Genomic DNA, 23,036 nt, shown 5'->3' with positions numbered 1-23,036 from the left:
TCTAAAATGGCGCGCAGTGTGCCAGAAATTGCGCGTTAACAAGAGTGGGCAATTGTTACAAGAATTGTATTAAAATAGCTGAAAACTAAGGCTGCACTGGATGGCGGGCATCCAGTGCTTTGGGGGGATTATTCGGGAGAAACCACAGGATTACGGTATGCTTCGCGGTACTTGTCGACCCACATGGCGGTGGCACCACAAATCGCGACTGGCATGACGATAAAGTTGACCACAGGGATCATCGAAAACAGGGTCACAGTCGCACCAAAGGTAAAGCTGGTGCCGCGGGTTTGATTAAGGGCAAAGCGCATATCCTTGAAGCTGACCTTGTGGTTATCAAAGGGATAGTCGCAGTATTGAATCGCCATCATCCAAGCGCTGAATAAAAACCACAAAATTGGCGCTAAGGTTTGCCCCACCATGGGCACTAAAAACAGCAGCAAAAATACCAGCGCACGGGGCAAATAGTATTTGAGTTTGATCCATTCACGGCCAAGAATGCGCGGTAAGTCTTTGACGACGTCCATGCCCGAGCCTGTATTCATCGGCTTGCCGGTCAATAACTGCTCGACCTTTTCGGCCAGCAATCCATTAAAGGGCGCGGCCAGCCAGTTCATCACCGAACTAAAAACAAACGCCAGCATCACCAACATAGTGGTTACCGCTAACGGCCAAAGCAAAAAGTTAAGCCAACTTAAGTATTCGGGGAGCTGGGCATTCATCCACGTGAAGAGCACATCGAGCTGCCCAATCGCCACATAGATAACCGCCGCAAACAGCACTAAGTTGATCATTAACGGAATAAATACAAAGGTGCGCAGGCCTTTACGCTTGATTAAACCAAAGCCATCGAGAAAATAATTCACACCACTTTTACCCTGCGAAGGGGAGGAGGATTTCTGTGTCATATCGTCATTCCAAAAAAGTTGAGATACAGCGTGAGATACAGATAAGTGCGATTGTGATCAACTCGTCGCGAGATGACAAGCTAAAAGCCATATGAATTCAATAAAAAGCGTTACAAAATACTGCCTGCTTTGCTAAAGTTGGCCTCAGAATTCTATGACACGACTCGGGCTAATATTGGCCTGCATCCCTATTGGTCATCGCCCTGATGGCTTTTTATACTGAGACGCGCTAACTGGCACCATGAGATTAAAACAAATAAAACTTGCCGGCTTTAAGTCGTTTGTCGATCCCACCAAAATTCCGTTTTTACAGGCATTAAGCGCCATTATTGGCCCAAATGGCTGCGGCAAGTCCAACGTGATTGACGCCGTGCGTTGGGTGCTGGGCGAAAGCTCGGCGAAGCATTTGCGCGGCGACTCCATGAGTGACGTGATTTTTAACGGCTCCAGCGCCCGTAAACCTGTGTCTGTGGCGGGCGTTGAACTGGTGTTTGAAAATAAAGAGGGCCGCCTTGCGGGCCAATACGCCAGTTATGAAGAAATTTCGGTAAAACGTCAGGTGAGCCGTGACGGCGAGTCTTGGTATTTTCTCAATGGCCAAAAGTGTCGCCGTAAAGACATCACTGATCTGTTTATGGGCACCGGGCTTGGGCCGCGCAGTTACGCCATTATCGAACAGGGCACGATTTCACGTTTAATCGAATCTAAACCCCAAGATTTACGGACTTTTATTGAAGAAGCTGCGGGGATTTCCCGCTATAAAGAACGGCGGCGTGAAACGGAAAACCGTATCCGCCATACCCGCGAAAACTTGGAGCGTTTAGGGGATATTCGCAGCGAGTTAGCCAAACAACTGGAAAAACTCAGTCAGCAGGCCAAGGCGGCGAAGCAATATCGTGAGCTGAAACAAGCTGAGCGTAAAACCCACGCCGAGCTGCTGGTGATGCGCTATCAAGAGCTGCAGAGCCAAATGGCGAGTCTATCGGAGCAGATTAGCTCGCTCGAGCTGCAACAAGCGGCGGCCCAGTCCTTAACGCAAACTGGCGAGTTAGAAAGCACCGAGTTGCAACTCACACTTTCGCACTTAGCCGAGCAGGAGCAGCAGGCGGTCGAAGCCTATTACCTGACCGGTACCGAAATCGCCAAGCTTGAGCAACAGTTACAGAGCCAAAAGCAGCGCGACGCCCAGCTGCATAATCAGCTTGAGCAGTTGAGTGAGCAAATCATTCAAAACCAAGCCAAATTAGCCGCTTACCAAGCCAGCTTTCAAGCGCTTGAGGCGGAGCTTAGCCAACTTGCGCCGCAACATGAGTTGCAGCAAGAAATGCTCGATGAGTTGCAAGCCCAGTGGGAGATGAGCGTTTCGCGCAGTGAGGCGCAAAGTGAAAGCGCCAGAGTGCTGGCGGCGGCCGTCGCTCAGCATAAGCTGCAATTAGAATTACACCGCAGCAAACTGGCGCATCAGCAACAATTAAATGCCCATAAAACCCAGCTACACCAAGAGCAACAACAAGAGCTGGCCTCGCTTAATGCGCATGCCCTCGAAGATAGCAGCGCATCACTTAATGATGAGATTGCCCAGTTAGAGCAAGCCTTAGCTGAACAAGTTGAAATCAATCAAGAGTTTGAATCCACTCTGGCTACCGATACTCATGCGTTAGATTTGGCCCGCGGTGAGTTTGAGCAATTATCACAGCGTTTAACCTCGATGCGGGCACGCTTCGAACTGGTTGAACAATGGCTTGCGAAACAAGAAGAGTTAAGTGATAAGCCGCAGCTGTGGCAAAGCATTCAAGTGGAAAACGGCTGGGAAGCCGCGGCAGAGCTGGCGCTGCAGGGATTGATGACGCTGCCCGTGGGCGTTAACGCCAATGAAATAGGGTTTTATGCCGATGCGGCCTTGGCGGCGGATGCGCATCTCGATGGCTCTCCCATCTTAGGTGCCAAATTGAACCTTGCCCCTTGGCTTAAGGGACTCAAATGGGCCGATAATCTGGCCAGCGCACAAGCACTGCTGCCGAGCTTGGCGGCCGATGAGCGAATTGTGACTGCCGACGGTTACTTGCTTGGCAAAGGTTTTTTGATTGCTAAACAAGACAATAGCCAATCCTTAGTGCAATTGAGTAAAGAGCAAACCGAGCTGAGCGAGGCCATCGCTGATTGCGAGCAGGCAAAAGCCATACAGCAAGCAAAGCTCGATGAATTAGCGCAGCAATTAGCCCAAGTGCGTGACAGCTTAAGCCAAGGCACTAAACGCTTACACCAGTTGCAGCTCGATAAAGCTACCAAATCAACCCAGCTTAATAACGCAGAGGCCCAGGCCAAGCAGCGCGAAGCGAAACGCGGGCAACTCGCAGAAACCGTTGCCCGAACCCACGCCGAGTTAGCCGAGCTTGCCGAGCAGTTAATATTGCTTGCGGAGCAAGAGGATGAGCTGGCAGAGGCGCTAGAGGTAAGCCTTGAGAAGCAACAGCAACAAAGCCAAGATGCGCAAGGGGATATGGCCCGCCATCAAGCCCTTAAGGCACAAATTGGCGATGCCGAGCGGCGCTTAACGAGCCTCAATGCCAGTCTGCAATCGATCGCTACTCGGATGGCGGTGAGCACAGAACAAATTGAATTACAGCGTGTACGTGTCAGTGAATTAGTCCACTCACAGGAAACACTGTCAGCCCAACTTGCCAACGTCGCGGCACAAGAGGGCGATCAGCAAACGGCGCAGCTCAGCGAACAACTGGCACAGTTACTCAATCAACAGCAGAGTCAGCAACAGGCACTTAAAAGCCTCAGGTCACAACAAAGTTCGCTCACTGAAACGCTAAACAGTATAGGATTAAAGCAAAAACAAGAGCTTGGTAAGCTTGAGGGCTTGACTCAAAGCCTCAGCACGTTAAAGTTACGTCGTGAGGGATTAAAAGGGCAGGCCGATAGCCAATTAGCGGCGCTGTCAGAGCAACAAATTGTGCTCGCCCAGATTGTCGATTCCCTGCCTGCGGATGGGCATCCCGACAAGTGGCAGCGTGATTTGGATCAGATCCGCCAAAAAATTATTCGCTTAGGAGCGATAAACCTCGCGGCGATCGAAGAATTCGAGCAACAAAGTGAGCGAAAATCCTATTTGGATCATCAAGATGAAGATCTAAATAACGGTCTGGCCACCCTAGAGGAAGCCATTCGGAAAATCGATAAGGAGACCCGCACTCGCTTTAAGGCCACATTCGATGCGGTAAACGAAGATCTGGGGCGTTTATTCCCTAAGGTATTCGGTGGCGGACGCGCGTATTTAGCGCTGACGGAAGACGATTTATTAGAAACGGGCGTGACCATCATGGCCCAGCCGCCAGGTAAGAAGAACAGTACCATCCATCTTCTTTCCGGTGGTGAAAAAGCCCTAACGGCTTTATCATTGGTATTCGCGATTTTCAGGTTGAATCCAGCTCCCTTCTGTATGTTAGACGAAGTGGATGCGCCCTTAGACGATGCCAACGTAGAACGATTCTGTCGATTATTGAAGGAAATGTCGCAGAGCGTACAGTTTATCTATATCAGCCATAACAAAATTACGATGGAGATGGCTGATCAACTTATCGGTGTGACTATGCATGAGCCGGGTGTATCCCGTATAGTCGCAGTAGATTTAGAGCAAGCGGTGGCAATGGCCGACGCTTGATAACTAGAAGAAAGACAGGGTAACCAATGGAAGATTTGCAACTAGTATTGTTCGTTTTAGGCGCCATAGCCATAGTTGCTGTGCTGGTGCATGGATTTTGGTCTATCAGAAGACAACAACCTAAGTCATTGAAAGATAGTCCGATGGGCAATTTCTATAAAAAGCAGGCCGAACGTGGCGAGGGTGCGCCTAAGCGTGTCGATGCCGATGGTTTCGATGCCGATGGGATTGGTGCCGTCAGAGTCCGTAAAGCGAATGAAGCCCATACCCCAGAGGCGCCTGCGTTTAACCCTTATTTAAAGCAAGAAGCTAAAACAACACAACCGCAACCCGTGGAACCCGTGCAAGTTGAACCTAAGCCGCTGTTTAAGCAAGAACCCAGCATGGCGCAGCCTGATTTTAGTCTGCAATCCCCCACGGCCAAAGAGCAACACCGCGGTCCTAAAGCATCACGCCAAGAGCCCGTATTACAAGGCCATTCTGCCAATCTAGCCCAAGCCCATGTAGGGCAATCCCATGCGGCCATGGTGGCGCAAAAAGCCGCCGAAGAACAACGTGCGCAGGTGCAAATGCCTACGCAAACCGCTCTTTTCGATGAGGAAGAGGCCTATGAAGAAGAGCAACCGCAAGCCGTTGAGCAGCCAGATGATGATTTAGGCGAGCCACGCGATGTATTAGTGCTGCACGTAGTGGCAAAAGAAGGTCAGCAGCTTAATGGCGCCGAATTGTTACCTTGCTTCTTAACCCTTAATTTTAAATATGGCGATATGAATATTTTCCACCGCCATGTGGATAATGCTGGTAATGGTAAGGTGTTGTTCTCCATTGCGAATATGGTAAAACCTGGGATTTTTGACCCAGACAATATGGAACAATTCAGCACCCAAGGCGTGGTGTTTTTTATGACCTTACCTTGCTACGGTGATGCGCTAATGAACTTCTCCATCATGCTTAACTCGGCGCGCCAATTGGCGGATGATATCGATGCGGTTGTGCTCGATGGTCAGCGTCAACCTTGGGGCGAATTTACTAAGCAAGATTATTTACACCGCATTCGCGCAAACGCTTAATGCAACGCCGCGAGACTGCGGTGATAGACAGATGGGGCCGCTAAATGCGGCCTCATTTTTTGCAACTTTTTGATGCTTAAGAATTCTGGATAATGAATATGCAAGACATTCAACTCGATAAACGCCTATCTGAACTGCTTTCTCAAGCTGTCACGCCACACAATGCACAGCCATTGATGCAGGCGCTCTGCCAATCTCTGAATGAACACAATATTCGTTACTATGTCGATGATGCGCCAAGCATTACCGACTCCGAATACGACAGATTAATGCAGCAGTTGAAACAGCTTGAGGCCGAGTATCCTCAGTTTGTTGCTGCCGACTCTCCCACCCAAAGAGTGGGCGGTATGGCGCTGGCAAAGTTTGAACAAATTACTCACCTTAAACCGATGTTAAGTCTTGATAATGCCTTCGATGAGGCGGACTTTAGCGCGTTTCATAAGCGTGTTAGCGACAGAGTGGGGCAAGTGAGTTTTTGTTGTGAGCCTAAGCTCGATGGTCTAGCGGTGAGTATTTTGTATCGCAATGGGGTGCTTGAGCGCGCTGCGACCCGGGGTGATGGTACCGTGGGCGAAGACATTACCGAAAATGTTAAAACCATTAAGTCGATTCCGCTCAAACTGCGCGGTGACAACTATCCCGAATTGGTTGAAGTGCGCGGCGAAGCCTTTATGCCCAAGGCGGCATTTGAGGCGCTAAATGAGCGTGCGCGCTTAAAGGATGAAAAGCTGTTTGTGAATCCGCGTAATGCGGCGGCGGGCAGCTTACGTCAGCTCGACAGTAAAATTACCGCGTCACGGGCGCTGTCTTTTTATGCCTACGCCTTAGGTGTGGTGGAGCCGACTTCCCATGAGTTAGCTAAGACGCATTATGAGCAATTGCAGCAACTTAAATCTTGGGGGCTACCAGTCAGTAGCGAGATCAAAGTCTGTGACGAACTCAGCCAAGTCTTTGCCTACTATCAAGATATATTGACTCGCCGCAGCGATTTACCCTTTGAGATCGATGGCGTGGTGATGAAGGTGAACGATATCGCCCAGCAGCAAACCTTAGGGTTTGTGGCTAAATCACCCCGTTGGGCGATTGCCTATAAGTTCCCCGCTCAGGAAGAAATGACCCTGCTCGAAGGCGTAGATTTTCAAGTCGGCCGCACCGGCGCAGTGACTCCAGTTGCGCGCCTAAAACCTGTGTTCGTTGGCGGCGTGACAGTGTCGAACGCGACTTTGCACAATGCCGATGAAATCGAGCGTTTAGGTGTGATGGTGGGCGATACTGTGATTATCCGCCGCGCCGGCGATGTGATCCCGCAAATTGTGGCCATAGTGCCAGAGCGCCGCCCTGAAGATGCGAAGGCGATTGCCTTCCCGCAACATTGCCCCGTTTGCGGCAGTTTAGTTGAGCGATTAGAAGGTGAGGCCGTGGCCCGTTGTAGCGGCGGCTTATTCTGTGAGGCGCAGCGTAAAGAGGCGATCAAGCATTTTGCCTCCCGCAAGGCATTAGATATCGACGGCATGGGCGATAAAATTGTCGAGCAGTTGATTGATAAAGAGCTGGTTCAAAGCCCCGCTGACTTATTTAAGCTCACCGCCTCTATGATGACCATGCTCGACCGTATGGGCATGAAGTCGGCCACCAATCTCGCGCTGGCTATTGAAGCGGCTAAAACCACGACTTTGCCACGTTTCCTCTATGCCTTAGGCATTCGTGAGGTGGGGGAGGCCACGGCGGCGAACCTGGCGACTCACTTTGGTAGCCTAGAGGCACTGCGCGTGGCCACCATTGAGCAACTTATTCAAGTTGAAGATATTGGTGAAGTGGTTGCCCAGCACGTGGCGCATTTCTTTGCCCAGCCCCATAACCTAGAGGTGATCGATGCTTTGATTGCGGCTGGCGTCAACTGGCCTGCGATTGCTGCGCCAAGTGCCGATGAGCAGCCATTAAAGGGGCAGACTTGGGTGTTAACGGGCACCTTAAATCAACTCAACCGTAACGATGCTAAAGCGCAGCTACAGGCCTTAGGCGCCAAAGTGGCGGGCAGTGTGTCGAAAAATACCGATTGCTTAGTCGCGGGCGAAGCGGCGGGGTCTAAGCTTGCCAAAGCGCAGGAGCTTGGCGTGAAAGTGATTGGCGAGGATGAATTATTGGCTCTTCTGGCTGCAAATAGCTAAGTCGCTGCCGCTTAGTGTGTAAAGCCCTGCCTTGCGGGGCTTTTTTATGGCTAGGTCTTAAACGTAGCACTCGAATTATTTATGTTAGCCATTGAATTTAGCCGTTACGCCTCCATCTTGTTTATATTGCTTTAGTTTTTACTAAATGGATTGCGATTGAATTTTAGTCACATCACTTGGCTCGATGATAAAGGCCATATCAAACCACCGATTTTTTTATATGCCATTCTGGCTTTTCTCGCCCGTGGCTGGTGTATTTTTATTGCCTCTCTGACCCAAGCCAGTGACAGAGCTGAATTAGTGCGGCTCTTCTATCCCGAAAAGTCTGACTTTTTACTCGCACTCGCGGCGGGGCTGGGTGCCGTGGCGCTGTATTTTGTGGTACTGGCGGAGCGGCGCCGTTCGCCCTCATGGCTGCGCCCAGTGTTTGTCCAGCTTAAATGGGGATTGTGGATTTTATTGTTACTCGATGCAATCTTACTTGCGCAGCGATTAATCCACGGGCAATTTTTATTCCATTGGAGTTTAGCCCTCGACGCCTTAGTGCTGTTCTGGTCGTGTTTGTATGTTTACAAGTCAAAACGCCTCAGCTATTACCTTGCCGACTGGCCGAAAGAGACTGTGACATTGGTAAAAGCAGACTAAGGTCATCTCGTTGTAATTTCAGCTTTTTATCAAATATCTAGTCACTGAGGGATAATTTGTGTGTACTATCCCTCAGTTTGATAAGCATTTTTTCACTTATAGCTTACTGATTTTGTTGAATCATCTATAGTTATATGTACTTAGCTTAAATGTGCGGCCAAAGAAGCCAAAAGATGATGCTTCTTGCGTGCATGAAAGGAGTCATATTGCGTGACAAAAGTTGCCCAACGAAAACTATTACTTTCAGAACTTCAACTTGGCATGAGAGTCAAGTTGCCTTTGTCATGGACGAATCACCCTTTTTTATTTAACCGTGTGGATATCAGTAGTCCGGCTCACATTGAGATGATCCGCGGACTCGGTGTGCCCTATGTGTATCTAATTTCAGGCAATAGTGATGAACTCGAATCGACGGATGAAGAGGAAGAAGTCGAAGAGATTGAAGAGGCGCCACCGGAGCGTGACTTAAAGGCCGATACCCGTAAGGCGATGCGTTTAAGTCAGAAGCGTTTCTTAGAGAGCGTTAACCAGTGCCGCAATGTGTATGGCAAAGTGGTCAGCGACCCCGAAGGGGCTTATCGCTTATCTGCTGCCTTAGTGGAGGATTTACTCAGCCATCTGCAAGAGGTCGAGAAACCTTTCCTCACTTTGGTCGGAATGGATGAAAAAGATGTTAGTGTGACTCAGCACGGCATCTCAGTAGCAGTATTAGCCATGATGATAGGTCAGGCACTCGATTTACCTGCGCGGGATTTGCGCGATATTGCCTTGGGGAGCCTATTTCACGATATAGGTAAACTCAAAGTCCCCGATGTGATCCGCCGTAAACGGGGGGCGCTCACTCCCCATGAGGCCAATTACCTGCAAATGCACCCGAACTTTGGCTATGACATGCTGAATCGCTCGGGACTCTTTCCAAAGGAAGTGCTAAATATTGTGCTGCACCACCATGAGTTTATTGATGGTTCAGGCTTTCCGGATGGGCTCTCGGGGGCCAAAATCCCGATTATCACTCAAATAGTGAGTCTGGCAAACGATTACGATCAGCAGCTCAGTGGTCAGCAGGCGTCCTCACCGCAGGTGGCATTAGGTTACTTATTTAAAAATCGTGCGAGTAAACATGCCGAATCCTTAATTGCTGTGTTAGTTAAGATTTTAGGTATCTATCCGCCGGGTACTATCGTCAAGCTATCCGACGACACTGTCGCTAAGGTGATTATGACCACCAAAGAGGTGAGTCAGCCGCAGGTGTGGGCTTGCAAAGAAGATGGCAGTGAGGCCTCATTACGTTTTTTAAGTGATGAAGGGGTGACAGTACAAAAAACCATTCGCGCGGAGGAGTTAACCGAGGGCGCGATCCGCACCTTGCAAATGGATAAAGGCATTAGTTTTTATTTTAGCTCGTTCCAAGCTTGAATCCCGCCACCTGAGTTCCGTATGCTATTGGCCGATATACCTTGAGGTGTCGGTCAAAGGAAATGGAGTTGAGTGTGGCAGATCAAAAAAGTGTTGCGGTTGTCGGTTGTGGTTGGTTTGGCTTTGCCCTTGCGAAACACTTAGTGCAAGCGGGTTACCGAGTCACTGGCGCTAAACGCCGCACGGAGGGGTTAGCGCCTCTCTCAGAGGCGGGGATCCATGGGTTCCAACTGCAACTCGGGGATGACGCTGACGTTCTCCCCGACGCGCAAGCTTTAAAGGACTTGTTTCAGACAGACTTTCTTGTCGTCAATATTCCTCCGCGCCTCAAACATGGCAATACCGCCTATCTTCAAGAATTACAGCAGTTAATTGCGCTAACCCAAGGCTGGCACTATCAAGGCATAGTGTTTATTAGCACCACGGGCGTTTATCCTTCCCTCGACCAATCTATGACCGAAGCTGACGCACAGGCTGAATCGGCTTCATCACAGGTGTTATTGGATGCCGAAGCCTTATTTACTCGCCAACCGAATAGTTGCATCGTTCGTTTTGCCGGTTTGGTTGGACCCAAACGTCATCCAGGGCGCTTCTTTGCCGGTAAAACCGATGTGGCGGGTGGCAATGTTGCGGTCAATCTAGTGCATTTGCAGGACTGCGTCGCGGCGGTGAGCTTGATTATTGATGCAAATACGAAGGGGGAAAAGGTCGCCGCAATTTATAATCTTTGTGCGCCAGAGCATCCTTCGCGAAGCGAGTTTTATGTGGCCGCCGCCGAGTCCTTGGGATTAGCGGCGCCACAATTTAATGGGCAGCTACAACCCAGCAAAGTCATTCTAGGTGATGCGATAGTCCGAGAGCTTGGGTTTGAGTATCAGTTTGCTTCGCCCCTTGCGATGCTGGCGGCCTGTTAGTGGGTGATTTAGCGCCTATTGTTAACAAATGTTTAAGAACCTTGACCATCTTTTGAGGTATCTTAATGGCCTGTGCGTGTTGCAAACGACTTACGATTCAATGATGCAGTCACTAATAAGAAGAGAAAATATGAAAAGCCTAACTCATTTTGTTCGACCTTTGGCGGCGCTGGCCTGTGGATTGGTGTTAAGTGCGAGCTTTGCTCTGCAGGCGGCGAGTTTTGAAGAAGGGAAGGATTACGTCACTGTTGCTGGCATCAGCGAAGCACAAAAACCTGTGCTGCGAGAGTTCTTCTCCTATAACTGCCCACATTGCTACAAGCAGGAACCTTTTATCGCTTCCACTGTAAAACTTTTAGGCAAAGATGTGGCCTTCGAGCGTACGCCGGTGGGCGCGGGGCGTCCGGCATGGGAGCTGAGTCAATTAGCCTATTTTGTCGCGCAAAAGCTGAAAATGACCAAGCAAGTGCACGAAGCGATTTTTAAACAAATCCATGAAAAAGGTGAGCAGTTTACACGCCCTGAACAGGTTAAAGCCTTCTTTGTGGCGCAAGGTGCGAAGGCCGATGATGTCGATGCGGCGATGAACTCTGTCGATGCGAAATTTTCCGTGATGAACTACGATTCGCAGGCAGAATTATCGGGCATTAAAGGCGTGCCTTCTTTATTAGTCAATGGCCGCTATTTAGTGACCTCTAAGGTACACACTCCTGAAGAATTAGCCGAGCTAGTGAAATTCTTAGCCGCCAAATAATAAGCTTGAACTTGCGTCTATGCTGGCGCTCATTTATTTGTTTCCCATAACCCAGCGATGCTGGGTTATTATTTGCCTTTTTACTGATAATTCTTAGCGGAAATCCTTAGATTTCTGACGGCAATTCATCTCTCTGCAGTACGATATTTTATTTATTTCACAGCCAGTTACTGTTACTCATCTACCTCATCTTGCCGTCCTACTAGCATGGCATTTGTGCCGTTTCTAGCCTTAGGATCTTCGACATTGGTCTAAGCTGCTCAAAAAATAACTTTTGCATCAAAATGTAAAATCATTGTTAACTTTATGATTTTAAATACTATTCAATTTTTTCTGGTGTGAGGCACTTCTCAAATTAGACTAAGGTCTTGATTGTGGTCACTCCAGCTGTTGCTAGATTTAACAAGACTTAAAAATAAAACAGCACAGGGGAGTCGCTATGGCATTTGAAAACAACGATAAAGCAAAAGGTTACTGGAATGAGAATTTACGTCTCGTTTTAGGCCTATTGGCTATTTGGGCCGCAGTCTCGTTCGGATGTGGCATTCTATTGGTTGATGTACTCAATGAAATCCATTTCATGGGCTTCAAGTTAGGTTTCTGGTTTGCCCAACAGGGATCTATGTATGTCTTTGTTGCGCTTATTTTTGTCTACGCGGCAAAAGCCAACGCCTTAGATAAAAAATATAACGTACAAGAAGACTAAGGAGAACGGAAATGGGTGTACAAGGATTAACTTATCTGATTGTGGGGCTGTCGTTCGCGCTCTACATTGGGATCGCGATTTGGTCCCGCGCGGGTTCGACTAAAGAGTTTTATGTTGCGGGTGGCGGTGTTCACCCCGTTGTGAACGGTATGGCAACGGCAGCCGACTGGATGTCAGCGGCGTCCTTTATTTCGTTAGCGGGTATTGTTTCTTTCGTCGGTTATGACGGCAGTGTGTACCTGATGGGCTGGACGGGCGGTTATGTATTATTAGCCCTGTGTATGGCGCCGTACTTACGTAAATTTGGTAAGTTCACCGTGCCTGATTTCGTGGGTGAGCGTTATTACTCCCAAGCGGCGCGTACGGTAGCGGTTATTTGCGCTATCTTCATCTGCTTTACTTACATCGCTGGCCAAATGCGCGGTGTGGGCGTGGTATTCTCACGCTTCCTCGAAGTGGATGTAGACACCGGCGTGTATATCGGTATGGCCGTGGTGTTCTTCTACGCTGTGCTTGGCGGTATGAAAGGGATTACCTATACTCAGGTTGCCCAATACTGCGTGCTGATCTTCGCCTTTATGGTGCCTGCGATTTTCTTATCTGTGATGATGACGGGTCATATCATTCCTCAAATTGGTTTCGGCGCTGAATTACTCGATGCTGCTGGCAATAACTCTGGGGTTTACCTGCTCGAGAAGTTGAACAATTTATCTGCGGATCTAGGCTTTGCACCTTACACCGATGGCTCTAAGAGCATGATCGACGTGTTCTGTATTACTGGTGCTTTGATGGTTGGTACTGCGGGTTTACCCCACGTTATCGTGCGTTTCTTCACTGTACCTAAAGTGAAAGATGCACGTGTATCAGCCGGTTGGGCGCTGGTGTTTATCGCCATCATGTACACTACTGTTCCTGCTTTAGCGGCATTCTCTCGCGTTAATATGATTGAGACCATTAACGGTCCTGATCAAAAGGGTGTTGCCTATGAGTCTGCACCAGATTGGATCAAAAACTGGGAAAAAACCGGTCTGATCAAATGGGATGACAAAAACGGCGACGGCAAAATCTACTATGCCAAAGGCAAAATGGAAGATGCTGCTAGCCCTAACGAAATGAAGATCGACAACGATATCATCGTATTAGCAACGCCAGAAATCGCGAATCTGCCAGCTTGGGTTATCGCACTGGTGGCAGCGGGTGGTTTAGCGGCAGCGTTATCTACCTCTGCGGGTCTGTTACTGGTTATTTCGACTTCTGTGTCACACGACTTACTGAAGAAGAACCTGATGCCAAATATCTCTGACAAGAAAGAGCTGATGTACGCTCGACTGGCGGCTGGTATCGGTATCGTGATTGCGGGTTACTTCGGGATTAACCCTCCAGGATTCGTGGCAGCGGTAGTGGCATTCGCCTTCGGTCTGGCGGCATCCTCTCTGTTCCCAGCCATCATCATGGGGATTTTCTCTAAGACGATGAACAAAGAAGGTGCAATCGCAGGTATGGTGATCGGTCTACTGTTCACTGCTGCTTACATCATCTACTTCAAGTTTGTAAACCCAACGGCTAACGTGTCGGCTAACTGGTTCCTCGGTATTTCGCCAGAAGGTATCGGTATGGTTGGTATGGTGGTGAACTTTGCGGTAGCTGCTATCGTCTGTAAAGTAACCGCAGCGGCACCTGCCCATGTACAAGATATGGTTGAATCTATCCGTTTCCCTAAAGGGGCGGGAGAGGCTAGCAGCCATTAATCTCTGCAAGATTTAGCTAGGTTAAGATAAAAGGACGCATTGGCGTCCTTTTGTTTTTATGGCGTCAGCGCAAGCTTAAGGCTGACTTTAGTCGTATATGGCCCAACAATTGGGCGCGCTATAGTGGGATAAAATTCACCTAAAATAAGGTGTTGCTATGAACGCCAGCGAATTACAACCCGTTGTGCAGTTTTTAACATCCACAGCCCCGTTCGATACGCTACCCAACGAGATCATCTTACGTTGCGCTAAGGCAGTGACCGTTGGTTACTACAGTAAAGCCTCGGGGTTTGTGAAATTTGATGCCGATGCGCCGAAATTGTATCTGGTGCGCAGCGGCGCCTTTGAGGTGCGCGATCCCGAAGGGGTGTTAGTGGATAGGGTCGCCGAAGGGGAGTTTTTTGGCTTTTCGACGCTGTTGTCTGGGGAGAAGGTGGTTAATCGGGTCGCGATTCTCGAAGACAGTTTGGTGTATCACCTTCCGCAGGCATTGTTTGACCAACTGCGAAGCGAGAGTCGACACTTCGATAAATTTTTTACCCGCGCCTTTGCCAAGCGGTTACGTCACGAGGCGCGATTTAAAGCGAAAGATCTGACGACCACCAGTCGAATCAGTACCTTAATGTCATCTTCGCCCATTATGATCGACGCCCATGCCAGTGTGACGCAAGCCGCGCTCTTGATGCGTAACTCACGGGTTTCGTCCTTATTGGTCACGGACAATCATAAGTTGGTGGGGATTTTAACGGATAAAGATCTGCGTAATCGGGTGCTCGCTGCTGGGCTCGATGGTCGCATCGCCGTGCATCAAGCTATGACAACATCGCCGATTTCGATTTCATCCAATGCGTTGATTTTCGAGGCGATGTTATTGATGAGTGAGCATAACATTCATCACTTGCCGATCATTGATGAGCAAAATACCGAGGAAGTAAAAGCCATTGGCATGGTGACCAGTACCGACATTTTGCGCGGTCAAGGTTCGCAGCCCTTGCTGCTGATTGGTGAAATCGAGCGGCAGCGGGATCTCGCGAGCCTCATTAGCGTCAGTAAACAAATCCCCTTGTTATTGCAAAATTTAATCAGTGCCGATGCTAGGGCTGAGGAGATCGGTCGGGTACTGACCTCGGTCACCGATGCGTTAACGCGGCGCTTGATTGTGCTCAATCAGCAAATTCTCGGTGAGGCGCCGATGGCGTTTTGCTGGTTAGCCTTTGGCTCACAAGGGCGACAAGACCAAGCCGCCTGTTCGGATCAAGATAACGGCTTATTGGTGGCCGAGGAAATGGATGATTATGCCAAAGGCTATTTCGATGCCTTGACCCATGCGGTTTGCACTGGGCTAGATCAATGCGGTTATGCTTTTTGTCCCGGTAATATCATGGCGCAAAACCCCCAGTGGCGGATGTCGCTCAAAGCATGGCAACAGGTCTTTGAAAAGTGGGTGGTCACGCCTGAGCCTAAAGCATTGATGCATGCGAGTATTTTTTTCGATATGCGCTCAGTGTTTGGCCCGCAATCCCTGTTCGACGCCCTACAGGATACAGTGCTGGCACAAACCAAAGACAATGATATTTTCCTCGCGGGGATGACGGGCAATTCCCTCGTCGAGTCGCCACCCTTAGGCTTTTTTCGAAAATTTGTGTTAGAGCGCGATGGCAGTGAGGTAAAAGGCATTGATTTAAAACATAAAGGAAATGCGTTAATCAACGATATCGCCCGCGTGTATGCGCTGTCGGCGGGGATTAAGGAAGTGAACACCGCCAAACGGATCCGAGCGCTGATGGACGCCAATATTCTCAATCGTAAGGATGCGCTTAACTTGGCCGATGCCCATGAATTTATTGCCCATATGCGTTTATCGAATCAAGGCTACCAACATACACAGGGGCTGAAGATCAGTAATTATTTGTTACCCGGTCATTTATCCTCTTTGGTGAGGCATCAACTTCGGGATGCTTTTAAAGTGGTCCATGATGCCCAGTCGGGGATGAAGATGAAATTTATGCGGAGCTTTTAATGGGGCCTTGGTGGGTGAACGCAAAGCTGCGCTGGCGTGCGTTACGCTGTCAGCATCAGCTATTTAAGGATTATTACCAATCCTTAGTGCCACTGTTGGAGTTACCCATTAGCCGAGCGCCCTTGATGGCGATGGATTTGGAAATGACAGGACTCGATCCCTTACAGGACCAAATCTTGAGTATTGGGCTGGTGCCGATTGAAAATGGAGCGATTCCCCTGATAGGCGCACAGCAAAAACTGGTGCAAATTCAAGGCAGTGTGGGGCAGAGTGCGACAATTCATGGGATCCTCGATAATCATTTAACCGAGGCGGTGACTATTGAAGACGCGATGGCATGGTTTGTGGCGCAAACCCGTGGTCATATGTTGGTTGCGCACCATTCCCCCCTCGATTGCCGTTTCTTACAGCAAGATATCTTGTCGATTTATCATCAAGCGATTGTACTGCCTGCGATTGATACCTTGCTGCTGGAAAAACACCGTTTGCTACGCGAACACTCAGTGCTTAAAGAAGGCAGCTTAAGGCTTGGGGCATGCCGTGAACGATATGGATTGCCTATATATGGTGCCCACAGTGCCCTGACTGACGCACTGGCCTGCGGCGAACTGTTGTTGGCACAGGTAGCAAGTATGGGGGGCGCTGAGGAGTTAAAGGTGGGGGAATTACTGGCTTACTCACGCTAAACGATGTGTTAGCGCCCTCGCTGCAGCATGATTGTCTCTGCACCTAAATCTCTTTGTCTGATTTTCTTGAGCTGAATATCTAAACCTGATGCATGTCGTGAGAATTGAGTGCTAACAAAAGGTAGCTTTAGAAAGCGTGCTAAAGAACGCTATTTCGGCTGGCTAGTCTTTCGATAAATCCGCTTCTAATTCAAGACATAAGCGACGTAATTCCTCGATGCGCTCGGCATTCATCTTGGAGCGAGCCACTAATTTCTCCGTGAGCTGAGTCGCTTCCTCTTGTAATTGTCTGCCCTTGTCTGTGAGGGAAATAACCTTTTTACGTTCATCCAACTCAGATAAGTTTCGGGTGAGTAAGCCCTTTGATTCCAAGCGTTTAACGATTGGGGTCAAGGTGCTGGGATCTAAACGCGTGTCGTTAGATAACTCTTTGAGACTGACATCGTTCACGTACCAGAGTGAGTGCATCACTATGTACTGAGGGTAGGTGAGATCGTATTCGTCAAGGACGGGACGAAAGGCTCGCACTAATGAATTGGTCGCCGAATAGAGTGCAAAGCACACGTTGTCTGATAATTTTTGAGCCATACCGCTTACCCAGGATGAACAATGAAGGCCGATATTAACAAATTCTACGTTGCAAAAATAGTTTGTGTGCAAAATATTTTTAGGCGTAACAGTTGATTTGTGCGTCACTTGTGGGTAGTTTATTGGCAAACAGTTTGTGCGCAAACTATTTGCAGGCTAATAAGTTTAGTTCATTGTCGACTATCACTCCCTGTTTGCAGAGTGTCCGACGTAATAGAGGTTAAGTACATGATAAGCAGTCAAATTCATTTAGCATCACGCCCTATTGGTATGCCTACTCTGGCAAATTTTAAACAGGTCGAGGTGACATTGCCCGCCTTAAAAGCTGGAGAAGTGCTGGTTAAAAACACTTGGATGTCAGTCGATCCCTATATGCGTGGTCGTATGATGGACAAGGATTCCTACATTCCACCCTTCCAGATTGATGCGGTTATGGACGGCGGTGCCATAGGTGAAGTCATTGAATCACTCAATCCTCAATTCCCTGTGGGGTCAAAAGTGAGCAATGTCAGCGGCTGGCGCAGCGCCTTTATCAGTGATGGGCAGGATCTCACCTTATTGCCTGCGGCGAATATTCCTGAGCAGTACTTTTTAGGTGTGCTTGGCATGCCCGGATTAACCGCTTGGGTGGGTTTAATGACAATTGCGAAATTAACCCCTAAAGATACCGTATTTGTTTCAGCTGCATCGGGCGCGGTAGGCATGGTTGTCTGTCAAATCGCTAAGCTTAACGGCTGTAAAGTAATTGCTTCGGTTGGCTCGGATGAGAAGGCTGAATTAGTTAAAAGTCTGGGTGTGGATGCGGTGATTAACTATAAAAAAGTGACTGATTTAACTCAGGCTTTGCGTGACGCGGCGCCCGATGGCATTGATGTGTATTTTGAGAATGTCGGCGGCGCTCACCTTGAAGCCGCATTGAATGTGCTGAACGAATATGGCCGTATTTCTGTATGTGGGATGATTGCCGATTATAACGCGCAGACGCCAGTCCCAGGTCCAAGCAATCTCTTAGCAATCATCACCAAAAAGTTAACCATACAGGGCTTTATTGTGATGGATTACTTTGACCAGTTTGAAGAATTCATCGCTCAAATGGCGCAGTGGCTGCAGGCGGGTAAAGTGAAATCGCAAGAAACGGTTTACCAAGGTTTAGAGCAAGCCCCAGAGGCGTTTATTGGCCTATTCGAAGGTAAAAACAAAGGCAAAATGCTAGTTAAACTCTAATCTTGCTGTACTCTTACGGCTTAGTATCAAGGTGCAAAGGTGAAATCCGATGCACCTTGATGTCGTGGGCTATGCCAAGCGTGAGTCATGCCAAGTGATGCTGCGGCGCATGCCACTTGCTGAAGCGAATAAAGCCACCGTTTGAGCTGAAGCCTGTTTTTATAAAGGCTTCAGTTTTCTTTCACAATCAAGCCGACTGAGTTTGTGCTCTGGCTAGCGATTTCATCTTTAATTCACGCTCATCCCATTACACTGCAACATCGCAGTCCTAGAAGCTCAATGGTCCGTTAAAAGGTTAGTTACCCATGTCATGCTTGGTGACCTTTGCGGAAAACTTGGCAATTCAGTGGAACTGTACTTCACTCTTATTATTAAGAATTCAAAGGCTAAGGCGTACTGATACAACAATAGATTTAATGAACACTAGGTTTAAAGAAAGGTGAGCGTAAGCAGGAGGCGCAAACGCCATCCGACTTTTTTGACCCGCTATCTATTAACGATGCATTTTACAAATAACTGATGCCATAAGGGGATGAGGATGCCATTACCGTTACTTTGGCTAGGCAGCGCGGCTATGGGGGCGTTATTGCTCGCCGAGGAGCGTGAAAAGCGCCAGCAGCTTGAGCGTGACCGTTTATTAGGCAAGGCTCCACGGCAAACGACGGGCAACCAAGCCATGGTGGCTGCGCCAAGTCAGTGGCAAAAGGGCTTTAAACAAGTCTCGCCGCAGCCTGGCAGTATCGTCTGCTGCTATGTGTTTGGGGTCATTGAACATACGGGCATTTGGTTGGCGGATGATTGCCTTGTCGAACTACATGGCTCAGGGCTGATACGGGCGGTATCGGTAAAGCGCTTTTTAGCGGGGCGCACTGGTAGCCAAATCTATATTGCCTGTAATCATCAGCATCAACCACTGATTGCCAGTGATATGGTGAGCCGCGCCGAGCGGGCTATTTATCAATATCGAGAATATGATTTGTTCGACAACAACTGCCATCGATTCGTCTGGTCATGTTTGTGTGGTGAAGAGGTTGCCATAAAAAGCTTTAACGAATTAAATCAAAAACTCGCGGGCTATTTTAAGCAGGGGATTTACTGGGATGAAATGCGTCGAGTCCCTGAAGAGATAAAAATGTAAAAGGCCATCCGAAGATGGCCTTTTATCCGTGTTCGGGATTAATTACTTACAGAAATAATCCACAGCACGTTTAACCAGCTCAATGCCACTCAACTCGCAAGGAGGCAGCTGGGCATCGCTCACTTGAACTGGCGTTACGCGCTCGCCCCATTGCAATAGCAGCGCAGCTGAGGTTAACCCCGCACCGAAGGCACATGACAGAATGGTTTGGTTTGGCTTAATTAACCCTTTTTCCAACGCATCGCAGATGGCGATAGGGATAGTGGCTGCCGAGGTGTTGCCATAGTTAGCGATGTTCACGAAGGCTTTCTCTTTAGGGATCTTCATGCGGCTAACGAGGGTGTCGATAATGCGCTCGTTCGCTTGGTGTGGGATCACTAAATCGACTTCATCCTTATCGACACCACATTTCTCCAGCACTTGAGTGCTTAACTTATTCATACCATTGATGGCACGTTTAAAGATTTCTTGGCCATCGAACTGAATATAAAAGTCTAAGGACTCGGCGGAGAATCTATCCATCGCAGTACCAAAACCGGCTTTTAGGATATCGCGACCTTCAGGATCGTTATTCAGCTCATAACCTAACACGCCGCCCGGAACATCGGTCGCTTCCACGACAACAGCGCCCGCGCCATCACCAAACAACACGGCGGTTTCACGGCGTGACCAATCGAGGTAGAAAGATAAACGTTCGGCACCGACTACTAGTACTTTTTTGCACTGACCACTCTTGATCTGTGAGCTGGCTAAGCCTAAGCCATACAAAAAGCCACTGCATGCCGCATTGATATCGAAGGCTGCGCAACTTGCACCAATATTCGCCTGGACTGTGGAGGCAATATTAGGGATCAAGGTATCTGGGCTGGCGCTGGCTAAAATGATCATATCAATTTCGCTGCCGTCAATGCCCGCCGCTGCAAGGGCGCGTTTAGCGGCAACCGATGCTAACTCAGAGGTATTCACATGGCTGATATGACGCTGGCTGATCCCGGTACGGCTTTTAATCCATTCATCGGAAGTTTCGATAAAAGTAGCAAGATCATCGTTAGTCAAAGTGGCGGGAGGAACACATTTTCCCCAGCCAGTGATAGTGGCGTACTGCATGGTGTTTTCTCTCAAATAAAAAAGGCAGAACCTGAAGTGCTGCCTCAAATCGACAACAAAGCTTATCGGTATAACGAATGACAGTCCGTGATCTAGACCACCTGTTTGGCGACGAGATCCCGAATTGTCATTGCGGCATGCAAAATATGATGTCGCAGCAACGCCGTGGCTTTCTCTGTTTCTCTTTGTTTGCAATAGTTGAGCAGTTCGCGATGCTCGTGCTCTGCTGCGGGAATGCCTCCTGCGAGCAGCAATTGCAAACGGATATATCTATCGCAGTTAGTATTGAGGCCATGGACAACCTCTAGCGTATGTGGACGATTGGCGGCTTGATATAAACAGGTATGAAACTGTGTATTTAGCTCGCTCCAACTGGCGACGGCATCTTCATGTTTAAAGGCCGATTCCAATTGCTCCAATACGCGTTCTGCTTTTATTAAATCGTCTTCTTGAAGTCGTGGTATGGCTTTGGCGAGCAGATCGATCTCGATCATGGCGCGTAATTCAAAAAGCTCAGTCACTTGTTCAACGGATAATTCGGTCGCGGTCGCCCCTTTATGGGGTTCGAACTTTACAAGCCCCTCCGCCTCAAGTTGTAGTAAGGCTTCTCTCACGGGAATGCGGCTTACATGTAAGGCTTCGGCTAAGGCGCTTTGTCTGAGTGGTTCCCCTGCGGCTATATCACCCGAAAGAATTTTCTCTCTCAGCACTTCTACAACTAATTGGGTGCGGGTTTTATGGACTATAGGCGTAGTTCGACTCATTATGACCGTCTATTTTTAGGTGTTTTATTGTTATCCGTGCAAGATTACCGTTAAAAACAGCACAAATAAAGGGAAAAGCTCGATTGAATACCGCATCCCTTGAGCCTAAAAAAGCATTATCGGGCGATTTTATCGGCGAAATGCATCGGGATAAGTACGATTTAATACGGTTTTACGCCCGCGTTAGTCGAGATAAGCCGGAACTTGTTCAAACTGCGTCATGTCGCTGACAACTTCGCGGTGCAATTTCTTGCAATGGATGGAATAATAGGGAAATTACGCATTAAGCGCCGTTTTTAGTGAGTGGAGTAGTACTGTGGGTACAGTCAATCGAGCCGTATTTTTAGACCGTGATGGTGTGATCAACAAAGATCATGGTTATGTGCATCAGGTGGATGACTTTGAATATATAGAAGGTGTGTTTGAAGCCTGCCTCGCCTTAAAGCAAATGGGATACAAATTGGTGGTGGTCACCAATCAGTCGGGGATTGCCCGTGGCATGTATACTGAAGATCAATTCCACAGTCTCACCGAATGGATGGATTGGAACTTTGCCGATAAAGGTGTCGACCTCGATGGCATCTATTATTGCCCGCACCATAATGAAAAAGGTCTCGGTGAATATAAAGTCGATTGCGATTGCCGCAAGCCAAAACCTGGCATGTTACTCGATGCGGCAAAATTCCTGAAAATCGATTTGTCGCAGTCGGTGATGGTGGGCGATAAAGCAGACGATATGCTTGCGGCCAAAGCGGCAGGGGTCCCGACACGTATCCTCGTCCGTACTGGTAAAGCAATCGCTGATGATAGCGAGGCGTCTGTAGTGCTCGATAGCATTGCCGATGTGCCGGGATTTTTAAAGAAGTAGCTTATCTTGCTATTTAAAGTGTGTATCAATCGATTTGAACGGTGAGATTGAGCTCGAACCGAGAGCTAACAACAAAAAGTGCAGTATTTACTTTATCGTTTTGCTGTGTGACCCGTGCTAATGGTGTCATTAGGGCGATAGAGATAGCCAAAGTGATGGAAATTACAGCAAATTAGGCGCTAAAACCGATGTTTGGTTTAAAAATTGCGCACTCACATCGCTTTTTCTCATTATTTTGTCGAAAGGGGTTGCGGTAAAATCTGACATCCCTATAATGCGCATCCACTGGCCCAGCGGGGTCAACGGTGAAAGCCAAAAGCGTTAAACGCTCAAGGCAAATAACCATGCTCTTTAACAATTTATCAAGCAAATCTGTGTGGACACTTACAGGTGTTGAGTTAATCGAAATTACTCTGCCGTTTGGCGAGTAATCAAAATTTAAATCAATGAATGAGTGTTCATAGCAATATGTACAACGACTTATTAAGTTAAGTCGATTCAGAATTCATTGAGTCGAATCTTCGGATTCACAAAACTTTTAATTGAAGAGTTTGATCATGGCTCAGATTGAACGCTGGCGGCAGGCCTAACACATGCAAGTCGAGCGGCAGCACAAGGGAGTTTACTCCTGAGGTGGCGAGC

General features: G+C 48.5%; 18 protein-coding genes and 1 rRNA gene (1 of these 19 only partly in view). 15 read left to right on the top strand and 4 right to left on the bottom strand.

What is annotated here, in order from left to right; all coding sequences use genetic code 11:
- Positions 1-128: 128 nt before the first annotated feature.
- Positions 129-908 (bottom strand): sulfate transporter CysZ, encoded by a 780-nt coding sequence (gene cysZ / locus ACUZ8J_RS12950; RefSeq protein ID WP_011716611.1) that lies wholly within the window; start codon positions 906-908, stop codon positions 129-131.
- 241 nt (positions 909-1,149) lie between these two features.
- Between cysZ and smc the strand changes: the two genes are divergently transcribed.
- From smc to ACUZ8J_RS12895, 11 genes are all read left to right on the top strand, one after another.
- Entirely contained in the window at positions 1,150-4,578 is a 3,429-nt protein-coding gene (gene smc / locus ACUZ8J_RS12945; RefSeq protein WP_446694025.1) for a chromosome segregation protein SMC, read from the top strand.
- Between the two features lie 26 nt (positions 4,579-4,604).
- Complete coding sequence (gene zipA / locus ACUZ8J_RS12940; RefSeq protein ID WP_446694024.1) at positions 4,605-5,648, top strand: cell division protein ZipA; 1,044 nt, start codon at positions 4,605-4,607, stop codon at positions 5,646-5,648.
- A gap of 98 nt (positions 5,649-5,746) precedes the next feature.
- Positions 5,747-7,816 (top strand): NAD-dependent DNA ligase LigA, encoded by a 2,070-nt coding sequence (ligA, locus tag ACUZ8J_RS12935; protein ID WP_446694023.1) that lies wholly within the window; start codon positions 5,747-5,749, stop codon positions 7,814-7,816.
- 156 nt (positions 7,817-7,972) lie between these two features.
- On the top strand, positions 7,973-8,461 hold the full coding sequence (locus ACUZ8J_RS12930; protein ID WP_446694022.1) for a DUF2919 domain-containing protein: 489 nt from the start codon (positions 7,973-7,975) through the stop codon (positions 8,459-8,461).
- A gap of 210 nt (positions 8,462-8,671) precedes the next feature.
- Positions 8,672-9,877, top strand: coding sequence for an HD-GYP domain-containing protein (locus tag ACUZ8J_RS12925; protein WP_089068061.1), 1,206 nt, complete (start codon positions 8,672-8,674; stop codon positions 9,875-9,877).
- A gap of 62 nt (positions 9,878-9,939) precedes the next feature.
- Positions 9,940-10,791 (top strand): SDR family oxidoreductase, encoded by an 852-nt coding sequence (locus tag ACUZ8J_RS12920; protein WP_446694021.1) that lies wholly within the window; start codon positions 9,940-9,942, stop codon positions 10,789-10,791.
- A 130-nt stretch (positions 10,792-10,921) separates the two neighbouring features.
- Entirely contained in the window at positions 10,922-11,545 is a 624-nt protein-coding gene (locus ACUZ8J_RS12915) for a thiol:disulfide interchange protein DsbA/DsbL (RefSeq protein ID WP_089068059.1), read from the top strand.
- Positions 11,546-11,984: 439 nt separating this feature from the next.
- Positions 11,985-12,251, top strand: a complete 267-nt coding sequence (locus tag ACUZ8J_RS12910; protein ID WP_011622295.1) for a DUF4212 domain-containing protein — start codon at positions 11,985-11,987, stop codon at positions 12,249-12,251.
- Between the two features lie 11 nt (positions 12,252-12,262).
- Positions 12,263-13,999 carry a sodium:solute symporter family protein gene (locus tag ACUZ8J_RS12905; protein ID WP_086904649.1) on the top strand — a complete coding sequence of 579 codons (1,737 nt, stop codon included), beginning with the start codon at positions 12,263-12,265 and terminating at the stop codon, positions 13,997-13,999.
- A gap of 157 nt (positions 14,000-14,156) precedes the next feature.
- Positions 14,157-16,019: a DUF294 nucleotidyltransferase-like domain-containing protein gene (locus tag ACUZ8J_RS12900; RefSeq protein ID WP_446694020.1), complete on the top strand. Its 1,863-nt coding sequence runs from the start codon at positions 14,157-14,159 to the stop codon at positions 16,017-16,019.
- Complete coding sequence (locus ACUZ8J_RS12895) at positions 16,019-16,705, top strand: exonuclease domain-containing protein (protein WP_446694019.1); 687 nt, start codon at positions 16,019-16,021, stop codon at positions 16,703-16,705. The genes ACUZ8J_RS12900 and ACUZ8J_RS12895 overlap by 1 nt, the downstream gene beginning before the upstream one ends.
- Before the next feature lie 162 nt (positions 16,706-16,867).
- Here ACUZ8J_RS12895 and ACUZ8J_RS12890 read toward each other — a convergent pair whose 3' ends face one another.
- On the bottom strand, positions 16,868-17,293 hold the full coding sequence (locus tag ACUZ8J_RS12890; protein ID WP_446694018.1) for a MarR family winged helix-turn-helix transcriptional regulator: 426 nt from the start codon (positions 17,291-17,293) through the stop codon (positions 16,868-16,870).
- 228 nt (positions 17,294-17,521) lie between these two features.
- Between ACUZ8J_RS12890 and ACUZ8J_RS12885 the strand changes: the two genes are divergently transcribed.
- Both ACUZ8J_RS12885 and ACUZ8J_RS12880 read left to right on the top strand, forming a co-directional pair.
- Complete coding sequence (locus ACUZ8J_RS12885; protein WP_374920069.1) at positions 17,522-18,517, top strand: NADP-dependent oxidoreductase; 996 nt, start codon at positions 17,522-17,524, stop codon at positions 18,515-18,517.
- Between the two features lie 538 nt (positions 18,518-19,055).
- Positions 19,056-19,655, top strand: a complete 600-nt coding sequence (locus ACUZ8J_RS12880) for a lecithin retinol acyltransferase family protein (protein WP_446694017.1) — start codon at positions 19,056-19,058, stop codon at positions 19,653-19,655.
- A 42-nt stretch (positions 19,656-19,697) separates the two neighbouring features.
- On the opposite strand, the gene ACUZ8J_RS12875 is transcribed toward ACUZ8J_RS12880, so the two are convergent.
- Both ACUZ8J_RS12875 and ACUZ8J_RS12870 read right to left on the bottom strand, forming a co-directional pair.
- Positions 19,698-20,762 (bottom strand): ketoacyl-ACP synthase III, encoded by a 1,065-nt coding sequence (locus ACUZ8J_RS12875; RefSeq protein ID WP_088212105.1) that lies wholly within the window; start codon positions 20,760-20,762, stop codon positions 19,698-19,700.
- 92 nt (positions 20,763-20,854) lie between these two features.
- The gene (locus ACUZ8J_RS12870; protein WP_446694016.1) at positions 20,855-21,526 is read right to left on the bottom strand and encodes a GntR family transcriptional regulator; all 672 of its coding nucleotides are present in this window, start codon (positions 21,524-21,526) and stop codon (positions 20,855-20,857) included.
- 316 nt (positions 21,527-21,842) lie between these two features.
- Here ACUZ8J_RS12870 and gmhB point away from each other — a divergent pair, with 316 nt between their 5' ends.
- Together gmhB and ACUZ8J_RS12860 are read left to right on the top strand one after the other, a co-directional pair.
- Positions 21,843-22,394, top strand: coding sequence for a D-glycero-beta-D-manno-heptose 1,7-bisphosphate 7-phosphatase (gmhB, locus tag ACUZ8J_RS12865; protein ID WP_011625872.1), 552 nt, complete (start codon positions 21,843-21,845; stop codon positions 22,392-22,394).
- Positions 22,395-22,933: 539 nt separating this feature from the next.
- Positions 22,934-23,036, top strand: a 16S ribosomal RNA gene (locus tag ACUZ8J_RS12860) (it continues 1,440 nt past the right edge of the window).

The organism is Shewanella sp. Koi 1 (assembly GCF_052907445.1).
The sequence above is the reverse complement of the archived record's forward strand: the minus strand, read 5'-3'. Positions and strand labels throughout refer to the sequence as shown.